At 60.4% G+C, this 24535-nt stretch carries 15 protein-coding genes; 11 read left to right on the top strand and 4 right to left on the bottom strand.

The window, feature by feature from the left end:
• Positions 1–123 precede the first annotated feature (123 nt).
• Positions 124–771 (bottom strand): hypothetical protein, encoded by a 648-nt coding sequence (locus tag VLU25_17180; protein HSR69668.1) that lies wholly within the window; start codon positions 769–771, stop codon positions 124–126.
• A 215-nt stretch (positions 772–986) separates the two neighbouring features.
• Positions 987–2012, bottom strand: a complete 1026-nt coding sequence (locus VLU25_17175) for a hypothetical protein (protein ID HSR69667.1) — start codon at positions 2010–2012, stop codon at positions 987–989.
• A 304-nt stretch (positions 2013–2316) separates the two neighbouring features.
• Here VLU25_17175 and VLU25_17170 point away from each other — a divergent pair, with 304 nt between their 5' ends.
• The 6 genes from VLU25_17170 to VLU25_17145 all read left to right on the top strand — a co-directional run bounded on the left by VLU25_17170 (position 2317) and on the right by VLU25_17145 (position 15547).
• Positions 2317–3489, top strand: coding sequence for a hypothetical protein (locus VLU25_17170; GenBank protein HSR69666.1), 1173 nt, complete (start codon positions 2317–2319; stop codon positions 3487–3489).
• Between the two features lie 80 nt (positions 3490–3569).
• Positions 3570–4712, top strand: a complete 1143-nt coding sequence (locus VLU25_17165) for a zf-HC2 domain-containing protein (protein HSR69665.1) — start codon at positions 3570–3572, stop codon at positions 4710–4712.
• Between the two features lie 30 nt (positions 4713–4742).
• Positions 4743–7844, top strand: coding sequence for a CHAT domain-containing tetratricopeptide repeat protein (locus VLU25_17160; GenBank protein ID HSR69664.1), 3102 nt, complete (start codon positions 4743–4745; stop codon positions 7842–7844).
• Positions 7845–7981: 137 nt separating this feature from the next.
• Positions 7982–8737 carry a hypothetical protein gene (locus VLU25_17155; GenBank protein ID HSR69663.1) on the top strand — a complete coding sequence of 252 codons (756 nt, stop codon included), beginning with the start codon at positions 7982–7984 and terminating at the stop codon, positions 8735–8737.
• Positions 8738–8802: 65 nt separating this feature from the next.
• Positions 8803–13914 carry an RHS repeat-associated core domain-containing protein gene (locus VLU25_17150; GenBank protein ID HSR69662.1) on the top strand — a complete coding sequence of 1704 codons (5112 nt, stop codon included), beginning with the start codon at positions 8803–8805 and terminating at the stop codon, positions 13912–13914.
• Between the two features lie 295 nt (positions 13915–14209).
• Positions 14210–15547 carry a PQQ-binding-like beta-propeller repeat protein gene (locus VLU25_17145; protein HSR69661.1) on the top strand — a complete coding sequence of 446 codons (1338 nt, stop codon included), beginning with the start codon at positions 14210–14212 and terminating at the stop codon, positions 15545–15547.
• Between the two features lie 28 nt (positions 15548–15575).
• Here VLU25_17145 and VLU25_17140 read toward each other — a convergent pair whose 3' ends face one another.
• Positions 15576–17447 carry a transketolase gene (locus VLU25_17140; protein HSR69660.1) on the bottom strand — a complete coding sequence of 624 codons (1872 nt, stop codon included), beginning with the start codon at positions 17445–17447 and terminating at the stop codon, positions 15576–15578.
• Positions 17448–17580: 133 nt separating this feature from the next.
• Between VLU25_17140 and VLU25_17135 the strand changes: the two genes are divergently transcribed.
• On the top strand, positions 17581–18072 hold the full coding sequence (locus tag VLU25_17135) for a redoxin domain-containing protein (protein ID HSR69659.1): 492 nt from the start codon (positions 17581–17583) through the stop codon (positions 18070–18072).
• Positions 18073–18105: 33 nt separating this feature from the next.
• Here the strand turns inward: VLU25_17135 and VLU25_17130 are convergent, their stop codons facing one another.
• Positions 18106–19290 (bottom strand): succinylglutamate desuccinylase/aspartoacylase family protein, encoded by a 1185-nt coding sequence (locus VLU25_17130; protein HSR69658.1) that lies wholly within the window; start codon positions 19288–19290, stop codon positions 18106–18108.
• Between the two features lie 205 nt (positions 19291–19495).
• Between VLU25_17130 and VLU25_17125 the strand changes: the two genes are divergently transcribed.
• The 4 genes from VLU25_17125 to VLU25_17110 form a co-directional block, all read left to right on the top strand.
• Positions 19496–20857 carry a sigma factor-like helix-turn-helix DNA-binding protein gene (locus VLU25_17125; protein ID HSR69657.1) on the top strand — a complete coding sequence of 454 codons (1362 nt, stop codon included), beginning with the start codon at positions 19496–19498 and terminating at the stop codon, positions 20855–20857.
• Positions 20858–20997: 140 nt separating this feature from the next.
• The gene (locus tag VLU25_17120; protein HSR69656.1) at positions 20998–21756 is read left to right on the top strand and encodes a hypothetical protein; all 759 of its coding nucleotides are present in this window, start codon (positions 20998–21000) and stop codon (positions 21754–21756) included.
• Between the two features lie 23 nt (positions 21757–21779).
• Entirely contained in the window at positions 21780–23714 is a 1935-nt protein-coding gene (locus VLU25_17115; GenBank protein ID HSR69655.1) for an SPFH domain-containing protein, read from the top strand.
• Positions 23715–23842: 128 nt separating this feature from the next.
• Positions 23843–24535 (top strand): DNA repair ATPase (locus tag VLU25_17110; GenBank protein HSR69654.1); only part of this gene is annotated, 693 nt, incomplete at its 3' end.

Here is a 24535-nt window from a genome sequence, read left to right as displayed (position 1 = left end):
TCACCGGCCAGTCCATCAACATCTGCGGCGGCCAGGTCATGCATTAAGCTAGATGTTGCTTGGGAGAACTGCGATTGTTTTTTCACGGCACCCTCCTCTCGGGAGGCGGGGGCGGACGCGCCATTAGGTCTCGCCATCCGGATGTTGCGTCAAAACGGGGAGCCGGATACCCGAGGCCTGGAAGGCCTGGGATGCTTTCAGCCGGTTCAATTCAAAGACACGGACAGCAAGCTCGTGAACCCGGCCAAAGAGCTCTTCACCTTCGAGGTATTCGGCTTCCGCGCGAAGCTTCTTCTCCTCGAATTTTCGGAGTCTCCGCTCAAGAAGCTTGAATCGGATACTGTCACCGATGCGGCGGGGTAGGCTCTTCAAGCCGGGCCAGTTCAGCGCAACCACAAAAGCAGCCACAGCCAGCATTGCCGTTTTCTGCCATTGAAGGTCCGTTATCAAGTGGGCGCCCAGGCCTGCCAGTACCACGACGGCGGCGGCGTTGATCCACAGAGTCGGGGAACGCCCGGATGACGAGGGACTAGCGCGTGAGGCAGTCAGTGCCCAGAGCTCTGAACGCAAGCGCTCTGTTTTTCTGTCCATCGAATCCGTTTTCGACTTGAGCACAGTGCGGATCCTGAGCTGGCAAATGGAGGCCAGCAAGTCTTGCCCTTTCTCCAGCGGCAGTTCTAGAGCGCCGGTTTGCGCGCCCAGCTCAGCCGCGAAGTCTAGGCAGTCTTGGATCTCGCGGGGAAGCCTATTCCGACGGAAGTTGAGAAGCATTTACAAAGTCCTCCATGTTTTTTTCGGTGTTTTTCGGCCACTTCAGTATCTGCCGGACTCTGAACTCTCGGCTGAAGGCCCTGACTCCACGCGTCTTGCACCCCGGTTCCCTCGAACGATTAATTGCGCCGAGGTAGTCGGTTTCTTCGCCTCCCCCGTAAAGCCGCAGCAGGCCCGGACCCGTCCGCTTTCTGGCATCTTAAGAGCCTTCAAGATCAATGCACTCGTTCCGTGAGCTGGCTGAGACGGCTCTTGAGAAGGTGATCAGAGAGTTCCCGAAAAGAGGCTTTGCTCGAGAGCGTCTGCAGCCGCTGGATTGCTTGGACGAGTTGAAAAACCCTTGCCTGCCGATAGTTTTCGGCGGTGGTGTCCGCGACCGAGCTGTCTAGGTCAAGACGGGTCCGATCAATGCGCTTTTGGATGGCCAGGCACTGCTTTTCGAGACGCCTGGCATGACATTCGGCTCGCCAAGCGCCCCACCGGGCAGAGGCACGTCGAAAAAATGTTGTGATTTCGGACCTGGCTTCCAAGTAAAAGTAAGCTCCATTGATCGCGAGAAGGAGGCTCAGGGTGAGGGCGAGCGCAAGAGTGGCGGAGCTGATGAGTGCCCCTCCCTCCAACACGCCCTTTTCGATGTTTCCCAGTACCCGAAAAAAAATTGCTCGAGTTTCACCCATGAGCCCTAGAAAGACGAGATTTCCCACCGTAACGACGAGAGTCACAGCGACCATGCGGCGGCGTGGTCCGGGAGGACCGTCGCTAGCCAGGGAGCGCCTCCATGGCTCTTCCACCAGTCGCCCCAGCGCGATTTTCAGGTAGAGTATCGTTGCAGTGGCGGCCAGCCCCAGAACTGCGGCCTGCTGGCGTTCTAGATCGAACAGGAAGCCAATGGCCTGGATGTTCAGCAGCCATTCAGCGTACAGGCATACGCCAAGACCTGCCAACAGCAGAGAGCCGCTCACCAAGCGGTCGATTCCGACCGGTTTGCCCTGCAGGACTCCACGCAGCTCAGCGAGGAAATTGCGACACTGTTCAAGTTGCTTTTCCGCGAAGGTTTTCTCGGCTTCTTCCTCCGCTAAGCGCTGGCGGTGGTGGGTGTAGATCGCATCACTGATGCCCTTGGTTTCGGAAGCGATCTTGCTTTCGATGACCTCTCGAAGCTCGTCGCTAGGGGGCAGGTCCAGGGATTTGATCAGGTCATTTGAATCGGCCACTCGACTGTCAATTTCAAAACGGATCATGGCTTTTGCTCCTCTCCCTCTGGCATGTTGCTAAGGTCCTGCATCGCTCTCATATCTCCGTTTTGGGTCAAACATCGCATCGCCGAAACGAAATTGGCGGTCTGGCTTGATCCCGGTTGGCCCGAGAGGACCGCTTCTTGAAAACTGCGTATACCTCTTTTATAGTTATTGTATCTTGAGCCCCTTGTTTCTTTTGAGTTGAGATGGTGCGGACGCCTTGGTCCCCGCAAGGTCGCAGGCAAGTTGATGCAGGCCGGTGCGTTCTTCTGGTGGCTAAGGTGGAGCACTTGATTCGTGGAAGACGATGGCCCATAAAAAATCTCGCAAGTTTCCGAATGTTCCGGATCCTCTTCTACAAGAGTATTTGGACTCTTTTGAGGCCAAAGACGGATTCGATCGATTTGTAGCCCGCCTGTGCAAAGAAAAGCGTACAGACGCGATGGACTACATCCGGGAAGAGACCAGCGACAGCATCGCCAAGATCTTGAACGCACGCAGGATACCCGCCCAGGACAAGGAAGACCTGACCAATGATATTTATCTCCTGGTCTTCGGAAGGCTTGACCCGGAGAAGGGCAACTTCGCCCACTTTGTGAAAGCGCAGGCTAAGTGGGCCTGCATCCGCTATTGGGCGGTGCGCCACCCCAAGGAGGAGTTGGAAGACTATCCTGCTGACGACCCCGACTCTTTGCGCAAAATCATCATTGACGAGTCGCGGCAACGAGCCAACGAGAATCTCGAAATGGTGCTTGAGCTGATCCTGACCGCCGCGCGCAGACCAGAAAGGGTGCTGATTTTCATGCTGACCGTGTTGATGGGGAAAAAGCCCGGCGAATTGCTGGAGGAGTTTGGAAGCAGCACCTTCGGTGATATGACCGACACACTTTGCGGCGAACTGGAAATCCACGGATTCGGGAAACAGGTTCAGGCGGCGGCGAGATTGAGGGAGTCGTTGGAGGAAGCCGCCCATACTGAGCTTGGGAATTCCACCTATGGAACTGCGGACGCGATAGCTAAGCTGCGGTTTCAGATCAGGAAAGGGCTACGTGAAGTACTAGCCGCCGCGCGGATCATGCGTCGCAATCCGGAACAATTGGTCGCAGCATTGGGGGAGGCCCGCGAACCTCCTCACCGGGTTCTGGTATACCTGCACCACCAAGTCCTCGATAAAGGCAGAGAGCAGATCATCCAGATGAATTCACGTACCCTTCGAGCCATCTATCAGAGTTTCATCAAGGAAATGGAGGATTCGGATGGGTCAAGCTCGAAGGTGCAAGGCGTGAAGCAGAAAGCGGAGTGGCTGAGGAAGCAACTTAGTCAGTCAGAGAGGGCTTCCAGTACGGTCGGGGAAACGACTCTGAATCATTACCTGGAGGACGACGATTTGGAGGAACAGGTGAAGCAGTGGCTCAAGAGCTCGGAATCCAAGGTCAAGGAGGTCTTTATGAGACATGCGCTGAGGGATCTGCTCGAATAACGCGGCCCACATGAGGAGGACCTCCCCGACAAGTGCGAGATTTACGCTTGGCCGCGGATTAGGGAATGGAGTCAGGAGAAATGGAAGAATCGCTGTCTGGTGAACATATCGAAGCGCGGGAGTTGATCGCTTGGCTTGAAAAGCGTATCGCGCCGGACCGTGAGGAGATCGTCGAAAAACATCTCAGGGATTGTGACGACTGCCGTCAGCGCGCCATTGAAGCGAAGGCGGCGGACGCGCTTTCCGATACGGACGAGTTCGCGCGCTTGGCGGTCGAAAGACTGGAGGAAAAGGCCCGTCAAGATCCTTCGGCGGAAAGCCGGGTAGAAGCCCTGGTGGAACATCTGCGCCATTCGAAGGGACGGCGGCGCCAGTCCATCCTGGCGCTCGAGGCTTGGAGCCGCTTGCGGCGGCGGCGGCAGGATATCGACGGCGCCCTCGAGTTGCAGCGCGAAGCCGCGCAACTGCGCGAAGGAACGAGCGATAGGGGCGAAGACTACTTGGCCGCAATCAATGAGCTGGCGGGCCTTTATTTGGAGAAAGGGGACAGCGAGGAGGCGGATGTCTGGATAGCCAAAGCCGAGGCCGCCTTAGACCGTCTTCAACCGGCACAGCAGCTTCACACACCGCCCACAAACGCCCATGTGGGAAAGGCGGATTTGATCCTTTATTACGAGGGCGAACTGTCTGCGGTTGAGGCCGGCCGCATCGCGGCCCATCTCGATGCCTGCCCCGCCTGCCGGGAGAAGTCCGGGCGGATCAAGCAACCGGCAGCGGTCGTTGAGTCCGGGCCTAAGTACTGGCATCGCGCCCTTCCGATCGCCGCAGCACTCGTGTTGGGCTTTGCCCTGGGCATCGCCGTGCTTAGCTGGCCGTCGGTCACCCCGCCGGCGATCCGAGCGGGAGCACAAGTTTACGACCTTTTTCCAGCCGACTTCGTGCGGCGAGATCCCCAGGTGCGGATTACTCAGATACCGACTGACGTATCGGCGGTTGTGCTCCTGAATGGACTTACCCTGACCGGCGAGGCAGCGTCGTTCGACGTGGCGGTCCGAGACCGGGAGGAGCGGCGAACCTACTACAAGAAGCCTCTCGTCCTGGACCAGAACGGGTCGGGATGGGTTATCTTCGAGGAAGCATCGCTTTCACCGGGAGACTACTGGGTGATCGTGTCGCAGAACGGTGAGATTGTCGCTCGATTCCCTTTTGCAGTTGTTCCATAGGATTCTCGCGGGCCAGGTAGGGAGGAAGCCATGAAATGTCGCAAGATCATCAAGGCCGCCGCGATCAGGCGGGCAAATGCTGTGCTGGCAGCGGCTGGGTTAGTGCATGCTCTGGCTGCTTGCGGCATTCTCGCCCAGCCACCCATGCTACAGCCCGACCAAACCGTGGAGGGAGAGGTCGGGGCGGAGGGGCGAAATTATCGTCTGGAGATGCAAGCCGGGGAGGCGGTGCATCTGATACTGGAGCAGTTGGGAACTGATCTCGTCCTCACCGTCGCCAGCCCATCAGGACAGGTTCAGGCAAGCGATCGAGCGGACCGCCATCAGATGAAGGAACAAGTCTGGTGGGTCGCCGATGCGACCGGTGGTCACGAGATCACGATCAATGCCAAATCGGCACCGTCCCAAGGGGAGACCCAATTTCGGCTGACTGTCGGCAAGATTCAAACCGAACCGGATACCCTGAGCCGATTCGGGCAACTGACCAAGGCGGCACACCTGACCCAGGAATCCCTGCGGCTGGAGCGAGAAGAGGAGAAGCACGCCGAGGCGGTCGAAGTGGCCCTGGAAGCCGAAAAAATGTGGCTTCAGCTTCAAGAGCCGGTCGAAAGGGCGCAAAACTTGAGCTGGCTCGCCAGGCTGGCATTCACCCTCAGCCAGCTTGACCGCTCGGAACAGTCCGCTCAAGCCGCCCTGAGGCTTTGGACCGAACTGGGAAACCGCTATGAACAGGCATACATGTTTCAACTGCTGGGTTCCATTGCTTTTGGGAGGTTTGCGCCCCAGCAGGCAGTCGAACCTTTTGAGAAGGCATTGTTGCTCGCTGACAAGGACAAGGATCTTTCCCTTTATGCGATCATTCGGTTCGGTCTCGGCACGGTTCTTCTGATGACCGACGTGAGCAGAGGCCTGAAGCTGCTGCACGAGGCCCGCGAAAGTTTCTCCGAGGCAGGCGACTGCGAGATGGAGAAGCGGACCTTGGGACAGATCATGCTGGCTTACGGCGCCCTGCGCGCGCCGGAAAGGGTCGAGGAATATGAACAGGCCCTGGCCCGGCTCCAAGAGGACTGCACCGCCTCTCTTCCTACAGGAATCATCGAAGAAGCTGACCAGATCAAAATCGAACTCAGTCATCTGAGCCCCGAACAGAAAGACTTTCAGGTGAAATCAGATCAGCTTCTCGCCCGAATCGAAAGCCATCTGGAGCGGGTCAGAGAGGTTTTGCCCCAATCCATACTCGAGGGAGAAGCCCTTCTTTTCAAGGGCACACTGCTGCTGGAAAAAAAACGTTTCCAGCGCGCGCTGGAGACGCTCTTGGAGGCTGAGGAGAGTTGGCGAAAACTAGCGGGTTCCCGACTCAAGCTCGCTCTCTGGACCCACCCGGTCATCGGCCACGCCTACCTGAAACTGGACATGCTGGATGCAGCCGAGGAGCGGTTCAGACAGCTCCTCCGGCAAGAACAAGGGGACAACCTCACCGGACGAGCCCTTTCCTTTCTGGGACTGGCCAGAGTCCACCACCGGCGGAACCAATTCCTGCACGCCGAGGAGATGGCTCGGGCGGCGATCGATATCCGGGAATCGATCCGACACGAAATACCGGGACCGTCGCTTCGCGCGGCTTATACCGCGACAACGCGGGAATTCTACGAAACTTACCTGAAGATCTTGATCGAGCAACCCCGGTCTCCGGCGCGCGATGGCAAAATTTGGAAGACGAGTGAAGAAGCTCGCGCGCGAAGCCTTTACGAGATTCTCCGGCAGCCCGCAGCGGATCGTCTGCGGCAACGGGTTCCCTCCCCGCTGGATCGGCGCCGAAGAATCCAAGAACAGATCGCAGCGGCACAGGTTGAACTCTTTCGGGCGCGCAGCGATGACAGCTCGGCCGATGGCGTCCGGGAATTACAGGAAAAGCTGAGGGGACTTCACCTGGAGCGGCACGAGTTGGATGAGAAGACTTGGACTCGGGACACTCTTCATATGGCCGAGCCCGAGTTGCCTTTGTCTCAGGTCAGAGAACGGCTCCTGGACGAACACTCCGCCTTGTTGGAGTATTTTCTCGGTTTCGACGCAGCTTACTTGTTCGTGGTCACGCAAGAAGATTTTACGGTCCTCGAATTGAATGATCGCCAAGCGATCCGCCAACAAGAAAAGCTGTTCTTTGAAGCTCTTCGCCACGGTGGGCGGAGCCGCCGAGGGGCCTATGCGCTTTTTGGCCGATCAGTCTTCGACATTCTGGTCGAGCCGGCGGCGAAGTTCCTCCAAGGCAAGACCCGGCTCATCGTGGTGCCGGACGCAGAGCTGCACCGCTTAGCGTTTCAAGCCCTGTTGACTGACGGGGCGGCAGCGGCGATTCAACAGCTCCCCTATCAAGATTGGCCCTTTCTCGTCAAGAGGTTCGAGGTCCAGACGACACCCTCAGCCGCCGTCCTGGACACGCTCTCCAGTCGTCCGCGGCCAACCTCCTCTCCTCACTTGACGGTATTCGCCGACCCAGACTACCCCGATACGGACACCGATCCCTTCCAGTCCGGCGGGAGATGGCGTTTGCCCAGGTTTCAACACGGTCGTGAGGAAGTAAAGCGGCTGAAACAAACCCTGGAAGGCACGGACTGGGGGTTTACACCCCTTGTTGGTCCTAAAGTACGCGAATCTAATTTGAAACAACACCTCGACGTTCACCGCGCTACTCATCTGCATATTTCCGTGCACGGCGTGGCGGACGACCGCAGCCCAGATTACTCCCGCCTGATTTTCCCCCTGCCGGAAGCAGGAGACGGCGGCGAGGATGGCCTTTTTCAGGTATTCGAAGTCTGGGATCAGGCCTGGGAGCCGCAGGTGGTTGTACTTTCGGCCTGCGACACGGGCCGGGGACCCACGGTTAGGGGCGAGGGCGTTATGAGTCTGAGCCGAGCCTTCTTGAGTCGCTCGCCGTCCGTCGTGATGACCTTGTGGGGCGTACTGGAACGACCTAGCATTGAATTGCTGGTGCGCTTTTACCATTACCATGTCCGAGAAAAACGCGATGTCGGCGAGTCGCTGCGGAAGGCACAACTGGAATTAATCGCCCAAGACGCGCTGGCCGCTGAGCCTCACTATTGGGCCGCCTTTACCCTCCACGGGCGGTCCTAGCCCGTCCCGCGGGCCATGTCTGGAAAGTATTTTGCCGACTTCTGCGAGATTTGCGGTCTAGTCCAGATAGAAGCAATAGATACAGTTTGCTGATGTGATGTTCGCGGGGGACGCCCGCTCATCAAGGAGGAATACTCATGGCCTCACTGACAAAAGTAATGTCGGCTGGACTACTGATTTCGATGATCGGATGCCGCCCGCCAACGGAGTTGCCGCCCGAATTGGGTCATCGTTATCGAGTCTATGTCGACCAGACTGGCTCGACGCCGAGCAAACAAAAAGCCTCGTGGCCGGGCATTTTCCGCAAGGACTTCTTCCCCCGGCTGGGACCCGGCGACCGCTTGGAGATTTACGCCATTCACGACCGCACCTCAGAAGCGCCCGCGCTCTTGATCGAAGAGCTTCCTTCCCTCTCCCTGGACGCCGGCATTACCGCGCAGTTGGGCTATCAAAGGGCCTTGGCAGCGTTGCGAACGAAGGCAGAGCGTGTCTTTGAGGATGTCTTGGACTCGGACGCCAAGGTGGCTAGCACCTCGGTCCTGGGCTTGATCGATAGCTACAAGCCGGACTCCCGGCACCGCCCAACCCGGATTGTCCTTTTCTCAGACATGCTGGAAAGCTCCGATACTTGTGTGAACCTGGAGCGAACCGCGGTCCATTCCGGCAACCTGGAGCAATTGGCCGGTGAACTGCTCGCTTGCCACGATTGGGAGCCTAATGTCTTGCAGGGGGTCGAGATCTACTGCATCGTGCGCGCCTACTTCGCGGGAGATGCCGCTCCGAAGAGCAGCCGGAGGCACTTGGAAGCGTTTTGGAGCCTGATCTTTTCCCGCTTGGGCGCAGAACTGAAAGCTTTCGACACCCACCTCGCAATTGCCGGCCCCCCAAGGTGACAGCGTCCTGGCAAGGAGGCCGGAGCAAAGCCGGAATCGTCGAGATGATCACGGAGGAGAATGAGATGTTCAGTAAAGTTAATGTTTTGACGGCAAAACTGATCATTGCCGGCATGAGCCTCCTGCCGGCATGTCGGATCAGTGACTTTGATCAGGAAACCCTCGGCGAGGTGCCAAAGAGCGAAGAGCTGGTGTGGAACTACAGCTACGACCGTCAAGGGAACCTGTCCGAGATTCGCTCTCCCGGCGGTCGGACTTTAAAGGCTGACCACCGGTCTATCGAGCCGGGTGGTCAGGTGATTCGCGTAACCAACAACTCGGGGCCTGCGGTGGAATGGGAAGTCGACCCGGCCGGGCGCCGCTCGGAGATGCGCGACGCCATCGGGAAGGTTGTTTACGGGTACGACGAATTCGACCGACTCGCCAGCGTCAGGCGCGCGGGGCTCGGTCGGATCGGCCTGCAATACGATTCTCTGGGTCGGGTCCGGCGGTTGACGGTCGGCGAGAGCTTTTCCGCTGAGAACATCTACGATTTTCTGGGACGCCTTTCCGAGCGCCGAACATCGATTGGCCGACTGCAATACCGTTACTCCACCGCCCAAGGCCAAGTCGTTCGTACCTTGCCCAACGGAGTCCGCACCATATGGAACTTCGATAACGACAATCGACTTCGCAAACTGACCCACGTCGACGCTGAGAATGCGATCATCGCCGACTTTCAGTATCAGTATCAGCCCGATGGGAGGATCGAGAAGATCGAGGAATGGGATCGTTTCAGGGGGAAGCACACCATCCGATATGGCTACGATGAGCTGAAACGCCTGATCTTGGTCGACTCGGATCAGGACGGCGCCACGCGATACGACTACGATTCAGCCGGTAATCTGATCAGTGTAGCCGGCCCTAAGAGGCCTTTCGCTAAGGGATCTCACGATTGGGCGGGCCGCTTGGTCGAGTGGAACGGATTCCAAGTTCAACACGACGAGGCCGGGAATGTGATTGCATATCGCGCCGACCAGACCTTTGCCTTTGACCAGTCGAGTCGGCTCGTGCGGATGAGTTTCCAGGGGCGCGAGGTAGAATACGCCTATGATGGCGATGGAAATCTCGCCACGCGAATCGCTGGGGGCAAGACCCGCCGATATCTCACGTTGGCGGGAGATGAGGTTTGGCGCCCGCTGATGGAAGAGGGCGAGGACGGCAGAAAAGCATACTACCTCTGGGACGGCGATGTGCCGCTGGCCCGGGTCGTTGCCGACGAGGTCACCTATTTCTTGCCCGATCACCTGGGTTCAGCCCGTTACCGGGTTTCCGGTAGCGGCAAGGTGGGAGATCCCTCTCGGTTCACTCCGTTTGGCCTGCCTGAGGCGGAATCAGGCCTCGAAGAGTTTCTCACGCCCGGTTTTGCAGGCCTCTTTTACGACCCGAGTGGTCTCTTCTACGTGACCCCCGAACGCAGTTACGTGCCGGGTGTGGGCAGGTTTCTGCAGCCGGATCCAGTCCACCGCGTTCCCCTCGGCTCCCCCCACGATTCCCGCTATCTCTACGCGGGCGCGGATCCGGTCAACTACCTGGACCGGTCGGGTCGCTTCCCCCTACCGGCATTCGCCGGCATTCACGACTGGGCCGAGTTGGTTCGGCGCCAAGAGTACGCAACCCAGCGGATGATCCGCGAGCGTCTGCTCCAACGGCTCAAGGAAACAACTGGAGCGGAAAACGCCGTGGGCTCGGCTACGACCCAGGTAGCGACATCCTATCTGCTTGAATTAGAAGGAGAAACTTGGCGGAATTTCAGCGAGGTTTCGCTGAATGCCGCCGACCTATATCGCGCCCATCGGGGGCTTGGCCCCGCGAGTCGGCACATGTCGAATCTGGCAAACCGCCGCTATGCTGCCGCTTCTACGCTTTTCGGCATGTTGACAGATAGCGTGCAAGTAACGACCGAGGTTCTTAGAAACGCCGGCATCTCGGCGATGCTCATCAACCCTCCTCACTATCCAATTTCTCGAACTCCCTTTGGCTGGCATGGCACGGGGTCGTTAATGGGAGGTCGTCTCCGCTATTCCGACAGCATATCGACGGTGGCGCCTCAATGGTGGCAGGCCGGGAGTATTGAACATCGACGCGCCGTCCGACTTGAGACCGATTTCGGCAGCTTCAGCGAACATCTGCACTCATCGACTCCCGCTACCAGCTTCCTTGAGCGTTTCATGATGCATCACTTTCCCTTGGGCTCCTACTTTGATCCCGCTTCGACATCTTCGGTCCGGACACGAAGGATCAACGAAAGCTATCGCGTCCTAACCTCGAACGGAATCACACGAGTTGAACCGGCAGGGGCTGGAAGCCGGCTGGAACCGTCCGATATAGGCGGCATCTATCTCCGAAGTACGGGAAACCTTATGGAAGGACTAGGAGATCTCAGGGGCATCAGCGTCGATCCCGAGAGCGGAGCGGTGATGCTTCTCGGCAAGTCGTCCGAGTTCGCGCTTCCCTCGCTGACCGTCGACGATCTTGTCGCGGTGTTTCGGTGCGTCTATCGGACGGGCGAGGCTCCTTTTGTCTCCATTGACCCTGATCCCGAGAACCCCCGAGGACCACGAATGCTGGTCAGACTGCCCGACGAGCTCAAGAACACCTATGTCGGCTGGGTTCTGTTTCACGCTGACCGGTTGATGAAATCGTATAGTCTTGGCAAAGACAATCTGACTCGCCGCAAGATCACGACCAGGATCCGAGACTATCGAAACCTGTTGAGAGCCGACTCGCACGCAGGCGGCGAGATCTGGGAACGTTTTTGGATTCGTCCGGCCGAAGTGCGAAGCTTTCGTTCCTTGTCCGGAGCCACGACTCGCTTTGAGGTGCGCCTGGGAGTGCAAACCCAGACGATGGTGCTGCAGGCGGGCAAACTGGCGCCCGCTGAGAACCGGGCTTCGTCTCCTGGAGCGGCCTCCTTTTCGCGCTGGTTCACGAAGCGTTATGACGAGATTTCAGCGGAGGCGCTGCTGCTGCCCCCAGCCGCCGCAGGACGGACCCAACCGGTCCCCCTCTTCGCCGAGTTGAAGCGGTTGGCCGTACTGTCGGCAGCGGCCGAATATCTTCACGCCCTCGGGACTCCCCTGCCTGCATGGATGCTCCAGCATGAGCTGACCCCAGTACCGGTTCCAGGGACCACTCCCTCCCTGGAGGTGGAAACTGAGCCGGTCTTGCTGGCTGACGGCACCGGTCGTGCCATCCGGGTTTTCGGGGGCGTGAGCCTCTCGGCTCGGAAAAAGATGAACATGTCACGGCCTGCAGATCCCGATCTGGCGCACCTGGAGTCAGGCCTGAGGTCGGCGCTGGAAGGTAGACCCGACCCCGGGACGCTGCTCCGGGAGACCAGCCCTGGAGACGACACGGCGGTTTGGTGGCCGGGCACAAGTGCAGCCGCACCGTTGCCGCTGCGGCTGACTGAGACTGATCTGTCGATTCCCCTGGCCGGACCCAGGCTGCGCTTCGAACTTCGGAGACACTACAATTCCTTTTTCGCGCCCCGGGGCGTTTTCGGGGCTGGCCCGTGGACGTTCGACTTCCCCTTCCTAGAGAAGCGACCGAGGATTGCGGCGGAAAAAGGGGGGCAGATGATCATCCAGACAGGCTACCGCCTGAGCTCTCCGCTTGACTCGGTACTCGCGACTTTTTACCGGACCGGACAGGTTGGTCAGGTGGGCACTCACTTATTGGTTCCCTCCCAAAGCGACTCTCCCTTCCTGGCCCTGGGAGCGGGTTCGCATCCCGTTACCGGTGAGACGACCCAAGTTGTTTTTCTTCGCGACGGACGACACTGGCACTTTGACAAGCATGGGCGCCTCGCGGCCCAGGCAGACCCGGAGTCGATGGTCGTCTTCTCTTACGGCCAGCGCGGTCGTCTGACGGAAATCGGCGTCTACGTCGATGGAAAGCGCCTGGATCGGATCGATTTCGACTACGACTCGCAAGGACTGCTGACCAGCGTCGAGTCAAGCGGCAGGCGCACCAAATACCGATATGCCGATAGCCTCCTGGAACTGGTGCGGAGAGATGACGGCGAAACCCGATACCAATACAAGAACCGCCTGGTCGCGACGGTCACAACCGATGATTCAGCCGGGCACCGTTTTGTCTATAACTCGCGTGCACAGTTGACCGAGGAAATCCTTCCGGATGGATCCAAGCGAATCTACTCTCTGCGGCGTGATCAGTCCGGCCTGACTCTGCAAGTCTACTCGCCCGAGACTGACCAGGTCTTGGAGCGAGCTTACTACGACCGAGCCTGGCGACCACTGGAATATGTCGGCCAAGAGGGGGCGCGTTACCTCTGGCGAAGGAACAATGGGGCGGTCACACTGCGAATGAAAACGCCTCAGGGCGGCTTTCAGGAACTGGGTTGCGATGGAGACGGAAGTTGTTCATGGCTTCGGGGCAAGAGTTCCAAGACGGAGATCACCCGCGATCCTAGCGGGGAGTCGCTGGAGTTTAGTAGGGAAACCATGCCGTTCCTGCGCTACGAGTTTCTGTCGGATGGGCGCCCCAGCTCTTTGGCAGCCAACAATACCGAAGTCTTTTTCAACTATGGCCGCGATCGTCGTCTCCAAGGGGTGCTCTTTGCGGCCCCGGGACAGGATCGCGCTCGGCTGACCCGCTGGCTGCAACTCTCGATCGAGCCATCAGGTTATCGCACACACAAAATATCAGACCACTCCGGGCTCACCGCCACGTTTCAATACGACCAGTTTGGGCTCTCAACAGTCGAGAGCAACCGCAGCCGACTTCACATCGCTCGGGGCGACGAGGGGCTTCCCAAGAGGATCGAGTTCCCTGGAGGAAGCCAACAAGTCTGGGAGTTCGACTCCCTTAAGCGTCTCTCAAAAGTTCAATTCATCAGCGATAAAGGCAGCGCTTCCATGTCGTTCGATGGTGGGCGGCTCACTACGGTTCGTGATTTCAATGGCTGGCATGCAGGGCTCGAATACTGGCGAAAGGATCATGCTTTCAAGCTTCTGCGATCAGTGCGGGGAGAGGGACTTGACCTCATTTTTGACTATGACGGATTAGGGCGGCTCGTCCGAGTCTCTAACGGAAAACGCCTTAGCTGGCTATACGAGTATGATCACAAGAGTCGCCTCCGGCGCGTAACGTTGCGCACCCGATCCGATTGAAGTCTGACGACGGAGTGGGCTGCGCACTCGACAGAGGAGCTGTCTCCCAGTCCTGGCGCCGGTCCTCCGCCTCTTGACGGCGGATGTATTCCGGCATCGCTTTTTCATCCCGACCTACTGCCGAGGCAAAGTGATTGTCAGGTGCCATACAGTGAGTTCACCCACGCCTCCGTTCTCCACGGGCTGTTGAAGACCGCCTGCTGTGGAAGCCGCTCCTCCAATCCCCTAAAATGTGATCTGGAAGGTGCGGGTGGCAAACGTCGGCTCGTCTGGGACGTCCGACGAAGGGACAATAATGAAATATCTTTCCATCCCGGTTGGAGTCGCTGTCCTGTTATTGATGGTCGCGCTGGCTGTGGAAGAGGTCGCAGAGCCCGCAGCAGCAGACGGCTACTGGCCTCAATGGCGCGGGCCGCTGGGCACCGGGGTCGCGCCCGAGGCGGACCCGCCGATCGAGTGGGGCGAGGACAAGAACGTTCGCTGGAAGATCGCCCTGCCGGGCAAAGGGCACTCGACGCCCGTCATCTGGGGTGACCGTATCTTTCTGACCACGGCCGTGCCTTTCGGGGAGGAACAGGAGCCGGTGCCGGTCGACGCCAAGAACGCTCATGATCAAGTCCCCGTTACGCAACGCTACAAGTTCATCGTCATGGCGCTGCAGCGGCAGAACGGAGAAGTCCTCTGGCAGCGGACCGTGCGGGAAGAGCTTCCCCATGAAGGCGGTCACATCACCGCCAGCCTGGCCTCCGCCTCGCCCGTGACCGACGGCGAGCTGCTGTTTGCCTCTTTCGGGTCCTGGGGCCTCTACTGTCTGGACTTGAACGGCAACCTCAAATGGGAGGTCGATCTGGGCACCATGCATCCGCTTCATGCCCACGGCGAAGGAAGCTCCCCCGCCCTGCACGGCGACACCCTGGTCGTCAACTGGGATCATGAGGGTGAGTCGTTCCTTGTGGCTTTCGACAAGCGGACGGGAAAGGAACGATGGCGGACCAAGCGGGACGTAAAGTCCTCCTCCTGGTCCACTCCCCTGATTGTGGATGACGGCGGGAAAGCGCAGGTGATTGTCAGCGGTTCAGACCGCGTGACCGGTTACGAGTTGGCCACCGGCCTGCTCGTCTGGGAATGCGGCGGAATGTCGGTCGAGAACGTGGTGGCCACGCCCGTGGCCGGCAACGGAATCGTCTACGCCGGCAGCAGCTACGACCGCCGGAGCATGATGGCCATCCGCTACGAAGGCGCCAAGGGAGACATTAGCGGCAGTGACCGCGTGCTTTGGAACCGCCCCAGAGGAGCCCCCTACGTGCCTTCGCCGCTGCTCTACGGGGACTCGCTCTATTACCACTACCATTTCCAGGGCGTGATGACCCGCGTCAACGCCAGGACTGGGGAGGACAGTCCGGGACCCCTTCGCCTCTCCGGTATTCGCATGGTCTTCGCATCGCCGATAGGAGCCGACGGGCGAGTCTACGTGGTGGACCGGGCGGGAACCGGACTCGTCCTCTCGCACGGCGACGAGCCGGAGTTGCTCGCTGTCAATCGTCTCCAAGACAGCTTCAGCGCCTCCCCGGTGGCGGTGGGCCGGGAACTCTACCTCCGAGGCGAGAAGTATCTCTATTGCATCGCCCATTGAGCAGGCCGGGGCAGGAAGTCTGAAAGCGTTAGACAAACTCGCGGACGGCTTCCACGATGCGTTTGCGGGAGATGCCGAACTCGTCCAGCAGGGCGTCGGGTGCGCCGGAGCGGGGCAGTCCGCTGACGGCCAGCTTGCGGTAGCGGACGTTTTCGTTGGCGATGGCGTCGAGTACGGCATCGCCCAGTCCGCCGGCGGGGTAGTGGTCTTCGACCGTGATCACGACGCCGGTCTCGCGGGCCGCCTGGCGCAGCGTTTCGCCGTCCACCGGCTTGACGCTGTAGAGGTCGATCACGCGCACCGCGATGCCCGCCTTCTTCAGGTCCTCATAGGCGGCCAGCGACTCGTGCAGGGTGATGCCGGCGGCCACCAGGGTGGCCTGGTCGTTGTCGCTGGAACGCAACACCTTGCTGCCGCCCACCCAAAAATCCTCGTCGTTGGGATAGAGCAGCGGCGTCTTGGGACGGGTGGTGCGGATGTAGACGATGCCCTCCCTTTCGGCCGCCAGGCGGACGCAGTTCTCGGCGCACACGCCGTCGCTGGGATAGAGCACGGTGGAGCCGGCTATGGCCCGCATCATGGCCAGGTCTTCCAGCCCCATTTGGGAGGGCCCGTCCTCGCCGATGGAGGCGCCGGCGTGGGAGCCGCAGATCTTCATGTTGGCCCGCGATACCGCGCCCATGCGGATTTGGTCGTAGGCGCGGGTGAGAAAGGCGGCGAAGGTCGAACTGAAGGGGATCTTGCCCAAAGCGGCAAATCCGGTGGCGGCGCCCACCATGTTCTGCTCGGCGATGTAGCACTCGAAAAACCGTTCCGGATAGGCCTTGAGAAAGTCCTGCGAATAGGTGGAGTTCTTGGTGTCCCCGTCCAGCGCCACCACCTCGGGATGGGCGGCGCCCAGCTTGCGCAGTCCGATTCCGTAGGCGCCGCGGGTGGCGATCTTGTCATCGGGTCCGTAGCCCGGACCTTCCATTTGGCGGGCAAAGCCCTGGGGTCCGGCTGATCCGCCTTTGTCGGGCGCGGCGATGGTCAGGCCGAAATCCCTCCCGGGATCGTCGTCTAATTCCGCCACAGCCTTGGCCAGCTCTTGGGGATCGGTGACCGGGACGCCGTGCCGTCCTTCGGCGTCGCTGAGGAAAGACACTCCGGCGCCCTTGAAGGTGCGGGCTACGATCAGACGCGGGCTTCCATCGGCTTGCAGGGCCCAGCGCAGCGCATCGTCGATCTCTTCCATGTCGTGACCGTCTATGGCCCGAGTCTCCCATCCGAAGGCCTCGAAGCGGCGGCAGTAGAGATCGGTGTCGTGCCCGAACATGGTGCGCTGGCTTTGTCCCAGCCCGTTCACGTCGAGAATGCCGATCAGGTTGTCGAGGTTGCGGTAGGAGGCCAGAGAAGCCGCTTCCCAAACCGCTCCCTCCGCCACCTCTCCATCGCCCATCAGGACGTAGATCTTGTTGTCGATGCCGTCCAGCCGGCTGGAGAGGGCCATGCCCACACCTACTGACAACCCTTGTCCCAACGACCCGGTGGCGACGTCGACCCACTTGTTGCGAGGCGTCGGATGCCCTTCCAGGTCGCTGTCGATCAGCCGCAGGGTCTTCAGGTGCTCGACCGGAAAGGCCCCCGCCTCGGCCAAAACGGCCCACAGCAAAGGCGCTGCGTGCCCTTTAGAGAGGACGAAGCGGTCGTTGCGCCGGTCCTTGGGCTTCTTCAGGTCGAAGCGCAGATAGCGGAAGAAGAGGGCCGCCACCAGATCCGCGCTGGACATGCAGGTGGTGGGATGCCCTGACTTGGAGCGGGCCGTCGTCTCTAGAGAGTGACGCCGCAGGCGGTTGGCCATGGCTTCGAGGGTTTGAAAATCGACGGCGGATTGTTGGGAGGGGAAACCTTGTCTTTCCATCGCACCGGCACTATAAGCGGTGCCGTTGCGAGTGTCAATGATCGTGCTTGAGCACGCTTCCACCGATGTCCGAAGCGGCTCATCCGCCCGCCAAGGGAAACGAAAGCGGCGGCGATTGCGTCTCGGCTGAGTGATGCTGAAGATAGGAGACCGGGCGCCGCACTTCAAACTGAGTCCTTTACGGGGTCGGCAACCCTTCGATCTGAGTGAGCAGTTGGCGCGGGGACCCGTCATGCTGGTCTTCGCGAAAGAGTCCTGCCCGACCTGCCGCTGGACGCTGCCCCTCCTCGATCCGGCCGGCCTCGAGGCCTCGGGCGAGAAGGGCCAGATGGTGGTGGTCTTGCAGGAACTTCCCTGGGTGGCCGAGGAAATGGTGGAGGAACTCGGTTTGGGCAGTCCCGTGCTGGTCGATGACGACCCCTACCCGGTCAGCAATGCCTTCGGCATCGACTTCGTGCCCTCGGCTTTCTTGATCGGGCCCGACGGAAAGGTCGCGGCCGTTTCGGAAAGCTTCCAACGCGATGAGCTTTCGCGAATGATCGAGAGCCTCTATCGCCGCAACGCTAAAACGCCCCGCGCCGTTTTCCGCCCTGAGGATGAGATTCCCCCCTTCCGTCCCGGCTGAGGGTCCAAGAATTCTGCCTAGCCGTGAGCTGGGCTAGAGGTCGTAGGAACGGCGGCTGAAGACCAGGTATTTGCCTTCGGGGGGATGGCGGCGGTAGCCCAGAAGGTGAAAGACTTCCACCGCGAACCAGCGGGCGATTCCGGGATTCACGATCATCCAGCCGGCCCGCCGCTTGCGCTCTTCGGGATGGCACTTGACGCCGGGCATCCAATGGGCGATGCGCCCCAGCCTCATGCGCCTGAGCCAGGCCGAAACCCTGAGCCAGATCGGGTTGAATTCGCGTCCCAGGAAGAAGCCGTCCTCGCCCTGCTGCTGGTAGAGGGGCATGACGAGGCGTCCCTTCATCGGGGCGCTAACTTCTCCCCGGCTGTCGTGGGCGACCACCTCTCCCTTTTCGACCTGCTGGAAGTTGCTCTTGCCCGGCAGCATCACGAAGTGATCCTGGGGACCGATGCCGTGGCGGTAACGGATTTCGAAGGCGCAGGGGGTGTCGCCGCATTCGCAGACCAGGCGCTCCACATGGCGGCGGACTTCCTGGCGTCCGCCGTCGATGAGTCCGCACAGGTTGAGGGCGATCCAGATCAGCGACTCGTGGTTGTCGACGGCCCCTTCGCTGAGGTGTTGCCCGCCTTCAAAAGTGAGGCAGCGGTAGCCGCGCCCGTTAAGGTACTCCATGAGGGCGCCCCCGATTTCCTCTTCGATTCCCAGAATCACGGGAACCGGAAAGCGGAAGGCCAGTTGGCGGATGGGCAGCGTGTCTTCGATGGCGGCAAAGGGGACGCCGTCAGCCGACGTGGTGTGCAGATCGAAGATGAAAACGGGGCCCTGAGCCCGCTCGATGCAGTGCTCCAACTCGGCCAGCAACTCCATCATTTCGCGCTCTTCGTCCATCAGAGAACGGCGGACGTGGCGCAAGGCCTCGATGCGCTCCGGCCACCAGATGCGATTGAGATCTTCCCGGATGTAGCGCTTTCTTTCAGCCAGCGCCTGCAGATTTCCGGCCAGGGCGATGAATTCCCCGCGCATTTCCACCTGGCGGCTTCGCAAGGCTTCCCCCACCCGCCGAGAGGCCCGCAAACCTGCCGGTTCATTTCCGTGCAGCGCCGTGACGCATATCATCATCGGGCCGGGCCGCTGGCCGCCCCAGCGGGCCACGACCCGTTCCAATCCTGCTTGTGTCGTCGGCTCGCTTTCCAGCACGTTGGCCGCTTCACTCATTGCTTCCATAAATAAAGAGAGAGGGACAATCTTCCGTCCCTCCCGCTCTAAAATGTTAACCGAATTCCTGCTCTCTGATAAGAGACGCCTTTATTTCTTTTTCGCTTCAGTCCCTCGATTTGGCCATATTGCCCCTTTACTTTCACCATCTACTGTCTTATAGTTGCTTTTTATGACGAAAATATGCACTTCTAGAGAAAGTCTGATGGACCAGGTGGCTTGGAGAGACCTGTCTCTGGGCGAACGTTTGGCCGGCGTCCTGCGGCGATCCCAATGCCTGACGGTGGGAGAGCTGTTGCGACGGGGCCGGGAATGGCGGCTCAGCCGAGCCGGCTACGGCAGTCACTCCGAAATGGAGTTGATGCGGGCCGTCGATTGGCTTAAAGGCGAGTTCGACGCCGGGCTGGACAGCTTGCTCATGGAACTGAGCGAGGAGGTGGCCAGCCGGCCCCAGCGAGCCTGCCGCAAAATCTTTCTGCGCCGCAAGGCCGGCGGCCGCTGGATACGTCTGCTGGGACATCTGGCCCAGAAGGCGCTGCAGTGCGTTGACCTGCGTCAACTTCGACGTCACCTGCTGGCTTTGTCCGAGGAAGCCTCCGAGCAGGAGACGAAGGAGCCGAGCGCGGTCCGTGACGACTCTCCAGGCAGCGAGTCCGCCGCCCAGGGTGGAGGCGATGTCGCCCCGACCATGTCGTCCGCTTCCCGCCCCGCTGATTTTTTTGCTCCTCGACCTGCACTGACAGTGCACGAAAAAACCGCAGAACCTCCTCTGGAGTCACTACTCCATCTGAGAGAGTACCCGGCCATGGCCGAGGAGAAGCGGGAACTGCTTCAGGGCGCGGAGACTGCTGAGTGGCCCGGGCTCGAGCACGACCTTTTTCGCTTGGCCGGCGGCGTCTTGCCGGCTCCCGACTGGCATCCCGCCACCGCCCTCCGGCTGGTGCCTTCCTGGGTCTTGTGCCGCAGGATGGTGGAATCGGTAGCTCCCCTTCCACTGGTGCGCCGGGCCCGGCGTTGCCGCTGGAAGACCTTCGCCCAGGCTCTTTCCGAGCCGGCCCGCGACCTCCAGCCGGGATTCGATTCGGTGGGCGAGCAGATGCTCTGGGAGCAGGTCGGACGCCTGGTCGAGCTGGGTCCGGGGTGGCCCCTCTCCACCAGCGACCTGCAAGTCGAATCGACCCTCCAGGAGTCCTTTTGCGCATCCCTCGAGCGCCTTCCCCAGCGCACGGCCCGCCTGATGCGGTTGCGCATGGGAGCCGGACGCAGCCGTGCTCTGACGCTGCAAGAAACCGCGCGGGAATTGAACTTGAGCGCCGAGCGCGTCAGGCAGATAGAAAACGCTGCCTGGGAGACGTTGCGGCGCCAGGAAGCATGGCCCCGCAGGTTGGCCCGCAAGATCGAAGAGGCCATGGAAGCTGAAGGAACTGCGGTCGCCGTCGAAGTGCTGGCCGAGGACCCCTGGATCGGTCCCCGCCTGACCCGCAGCCGGCCCTTTTTCGATCAACTGGTGCGCAAGACCGTGGGCAGCCGCAGGCGTCTGGACATGCGCTACGCTCCCGGCGGCTGAAGAAAAGATTTGCAAGCAAGGGCCGGCAGTGAATAATCTCCTTTAGGTGGCGTAGAATCCGGTCGGACACCAAGCTTTCCTGCTCATGGCAGTGAGGTGTTTGGTAGCCGCCATCGTTAAACCTGCAGGGAGTTGCCGTCATGTCCGAGTTTCTCAGCGAGATACTGGCCTTTCCCACGGTGATCTTCAGCGGACTGTTGGGGCTCTGCCTGCTCTACTGGTTGACGGTCATTTTGGGCGCTCTCGATCTGGACCTCTTCGACTCCCTGATGGGCCTGGACGGGGCCGAAGGCGCCCTGGAATCGTTGGAAGCTTTGGATGCAGTGGATGCCGTGGACGCTGTGGACGCCGCATCGGCCGCCGACGTCGCCTCTGCTGGAGATGCCGCCGATGCTGCCGATGCCGCCTCGGGCGGGTTCCTGGACGCCTTGGGAATCAGCGGCGTTCCCATTCTCATCTCGTTTAGCTTCTTGGCCCTCTTCGGCTGGATGATCAGCTACTTGGGCATGCAACTGGTCGACGACCCAGCCTGGGTGTTGGGAGGCACCTTGACGGCCGGGCTGGTTCTGGTCTCCTCGGCGGGCCTGGGGACGCTGGCCACCATCCTGACGGTGCGTCCCATGAGGCGCTTTTTCACCACCCCCGACGCCCGCACCCACTCCAGTTTGGTCGGCTCGGTCTGCACCATCACGACCAGCAGTGTCGACGCCGAGTTCGGCCAAGGCGAAATCGACGACAGCGCGGCCGGATTGCTGGTGCAGGTGCGCTGCGCCGAAGACAACGAGATGAAGCGCGGAGACAAGGCCCTGATCTTCGATTACGATCCCCGCAAGCAGGCCTTCAAAGTGGTTCCTCTTGAGGACAGCCTGGCGGGAGAGGCGCGGCTGGGTCAACGTTAAGTCAACACGGAAGCGAGACAACCATGGAATTCTTTATCGTCCTGGGATTTGCGGGACTGATCATTTTTATGGGCATCATGATGCTCTTCGTCCGCCTCTTCCGCAAGGTGGAACAGGGCAAGGCCCTGATCGTGGGCGGACTGGGGCGGCCGGAACCCAAGATCTACTTCACCGGCGGATTCGTCATCCCCATCATCCACAAGCCCGAGGTCATGGACATCTCGGTCAAAACCATCGAGATCGACCGCCGGGGCAAGGAGGGCTTGATCTGCGGCGACAATATCCGCGCCGACATCAAGGTCACCTTCTTCGTGCGCGTCAACAAGACCAAGGAGGACGTCACCAAAGTGGCCCAGAGCATCGGTTGCGTGCGGGCTTCCGACAAGGTCACTCTGGAAGAGCTCTTCAACGCCAAGTTTTCCGAGGCTCTCAAGACGGTCGGAAAGCAGCTCGACTTCATCGACCTCTACACCAAGCGCGACGAATTCCGCGACCAGATCATCCGCGTCATCGGACGCGACCTCAACGGCTACGTGCTGGAAGACGCCGCCATCGACTTCCTGGAGCAGACGCCTCTGAGTTCGCTTGACGAAGACAACATCCTGGACGCCCAGGGTATCCGCAAGATCACCCAGCTCACCACGACCGAGCACGTCCATACCAACGAGTTCCAGAACAACGAGCGCAAGCTCATCACCAAGCAGAACGTTGAGGCCGACGAGGCCATCTTCGAGCTGGAGCGCCAGCGCGCCGACGCCGAAGCCAAGAAGGACCGCGAGATCGCCACCATGCGGGCCCGCGAAGAGGCTGAAACCAAGAAGGTCCAGGAAGAAGAGCGGCTGCGCTCGGAAACGGCCCGCATCAAGAGCGACGAAGACATCGCCGTCCAGGAGGAGAACAAGCAGCGCCAGGTGGAAGTGGCCGAGAAGAACCGCCTGCGCGTGATCGCGGTGGAAGAGGAGCGCATCGAGAAGGACCGCCAGTTGGAGGTCATCGTTCGCGAGCGCGAAACCGAACTCAACCGCATCGCCAAAGACAAGGAAGTCGAAGTCGAGAAGAAGTCCATCGCCGAGGTCATTCGTGAGCGGGTGGCGGTGGAACGCACCGTGGCCGAGGAAGAGGAAGCCATCAAGAAGCTGCGCCGCGTGGAAGAGGCCGAGCGCGAGCGGCAGGCCAAGGTCATCGCCGCTGAAGCCGAAGCCCAGGAGAACCTGGTCAAAGACATCAAGGCCGCCGAAGCCGCCGAACAAGCCTCCGTCCACCGGGCCAAGGAACGCGTCACGCTGGCCGACGCCGAGGTCGAAGCCGCCGACCGCGAGGCCCGCGCCAAGATCCGCCTGGCCGAAGGCGTCGAGGCCGAAGAGGCCGCTTCGGGACGCGCCCAGGCTGCCGTCCTCAAAGAGAAGGGGCTGGCCGAGGCCGTGGCCATCCAGGAGAAGTTCAAGGCCGAAGCCGCCGGACTCACCGAGAAGGCCGAAGCCATGCGTCAGTTCGACGAAGCTTCCCGCCAGCACGAGGAATACCGCCTGCGCCTCGAGAACGAACGCGTCATCGCGCTGGAAGACATCGGAGCCCGCCGCGACATCGCCGAAAAACAGGCCCAGGTCCTCTCCGAGGCCTTGGAGAGCGCCGACATCGACATCGTGGGCGGCGACGGCGTCTTCTTCGACAAGCTGGTCAACTCCATCGCCTCAGGCAAGTCGGTGGACGGCTTCTACAACAACTCCAATACCGCCCAAGCCCTGCTGGGAGACTACGTCAGCGGCAAAAAGGATCTTTCCGAAGACCTCAAGGCGCTGCTGGCGGGCGCCTCCCGGCACGCCCAGGGCCTGGGCAACCTCACTCTCTCGGCCCTGCTGGCCAAGATGATGCTGCAGGAAGGGGCCGACAAGGAAAAAATCAAGGCCCTGCAAGCACGTGCTTCCGAACTGGGTTTGGACAAGTTACGAATATCTTGAGGAATGAAGGGGGCAGTACCCCATAGCAGTTCGAACTTCGCCTATCGAACCTCGAACTTAACCGCCGAACAGCGGCCACTGCGGAACGAGTCCGAAGTTCGAAGGATTTTGACGACAACAAGCCCACAATGAACGAAGCTAACCTTGACCGGGGCACATACGAGATCATCCGCGACCGCCTGATGGATCAGGCCAAGGCGCTGGGTGAAAAGGCCGAAGACCTCAACCGGCGCCGTCTCGAGCTGTTCGGCAGCAGCGAAGTGTCGCTGGTCGGCAACGAGCGCATCCGCACCGAGAACAACTGCGTCCCCCGCGATATCGTGGCCGTGGGATCACGTCTGCTCTTCGGATACAATGTCTTCATCGGACTGCGCCGGGAGACCAAAGTCCGGGACGTGCTCACCCTGCACCGTTTCGGACGCGCCGCCCAGGAGTCCGGTGAGGATTTCGTCATCGAGGCGCTCTCTCCAGAAGACTCCGACAACTTCCTCAGCGATCCCCGCTTCGTGGAGGACTTCGCCGAGCTCTACCGCTACTACAAAGACGCTCACCTGCTGCAACTGCGCAATCTGGGCAGCAAGCTGCTGGCCGTCTTTCAGATCGGAGAATCGACCTCAGACGTACGCGTCTTCCGCTGGGCCGTGGACCGCGAGGGCAAGGTTTCCTATATCGACAACCGGGGCGAGCGCGACCACACCTTCCCCCCCTCCCACGACTTCGAGTGGACCCCGGTGGCCCGCGAGGACTTCATCAGCGGACGCCACCCCCACATCTCCATCCTCGACGAGGTCTTCGTGGAAACCGTGGGCGGCGACCTGACC

The organism is Acidobacteriota bacterium, assembly GCA_035471785.1.
Taxonomy (GTDB): Bacteria; Acidobacteriota; UBA6911; order RPQK01; family DATIPO01; genus JANQFM01.
The sequence above is the reverse complement of the archived record's forward strand: the minus strand, read 5'-3'. Positions and strand labels throughout refer to the sequence as shown.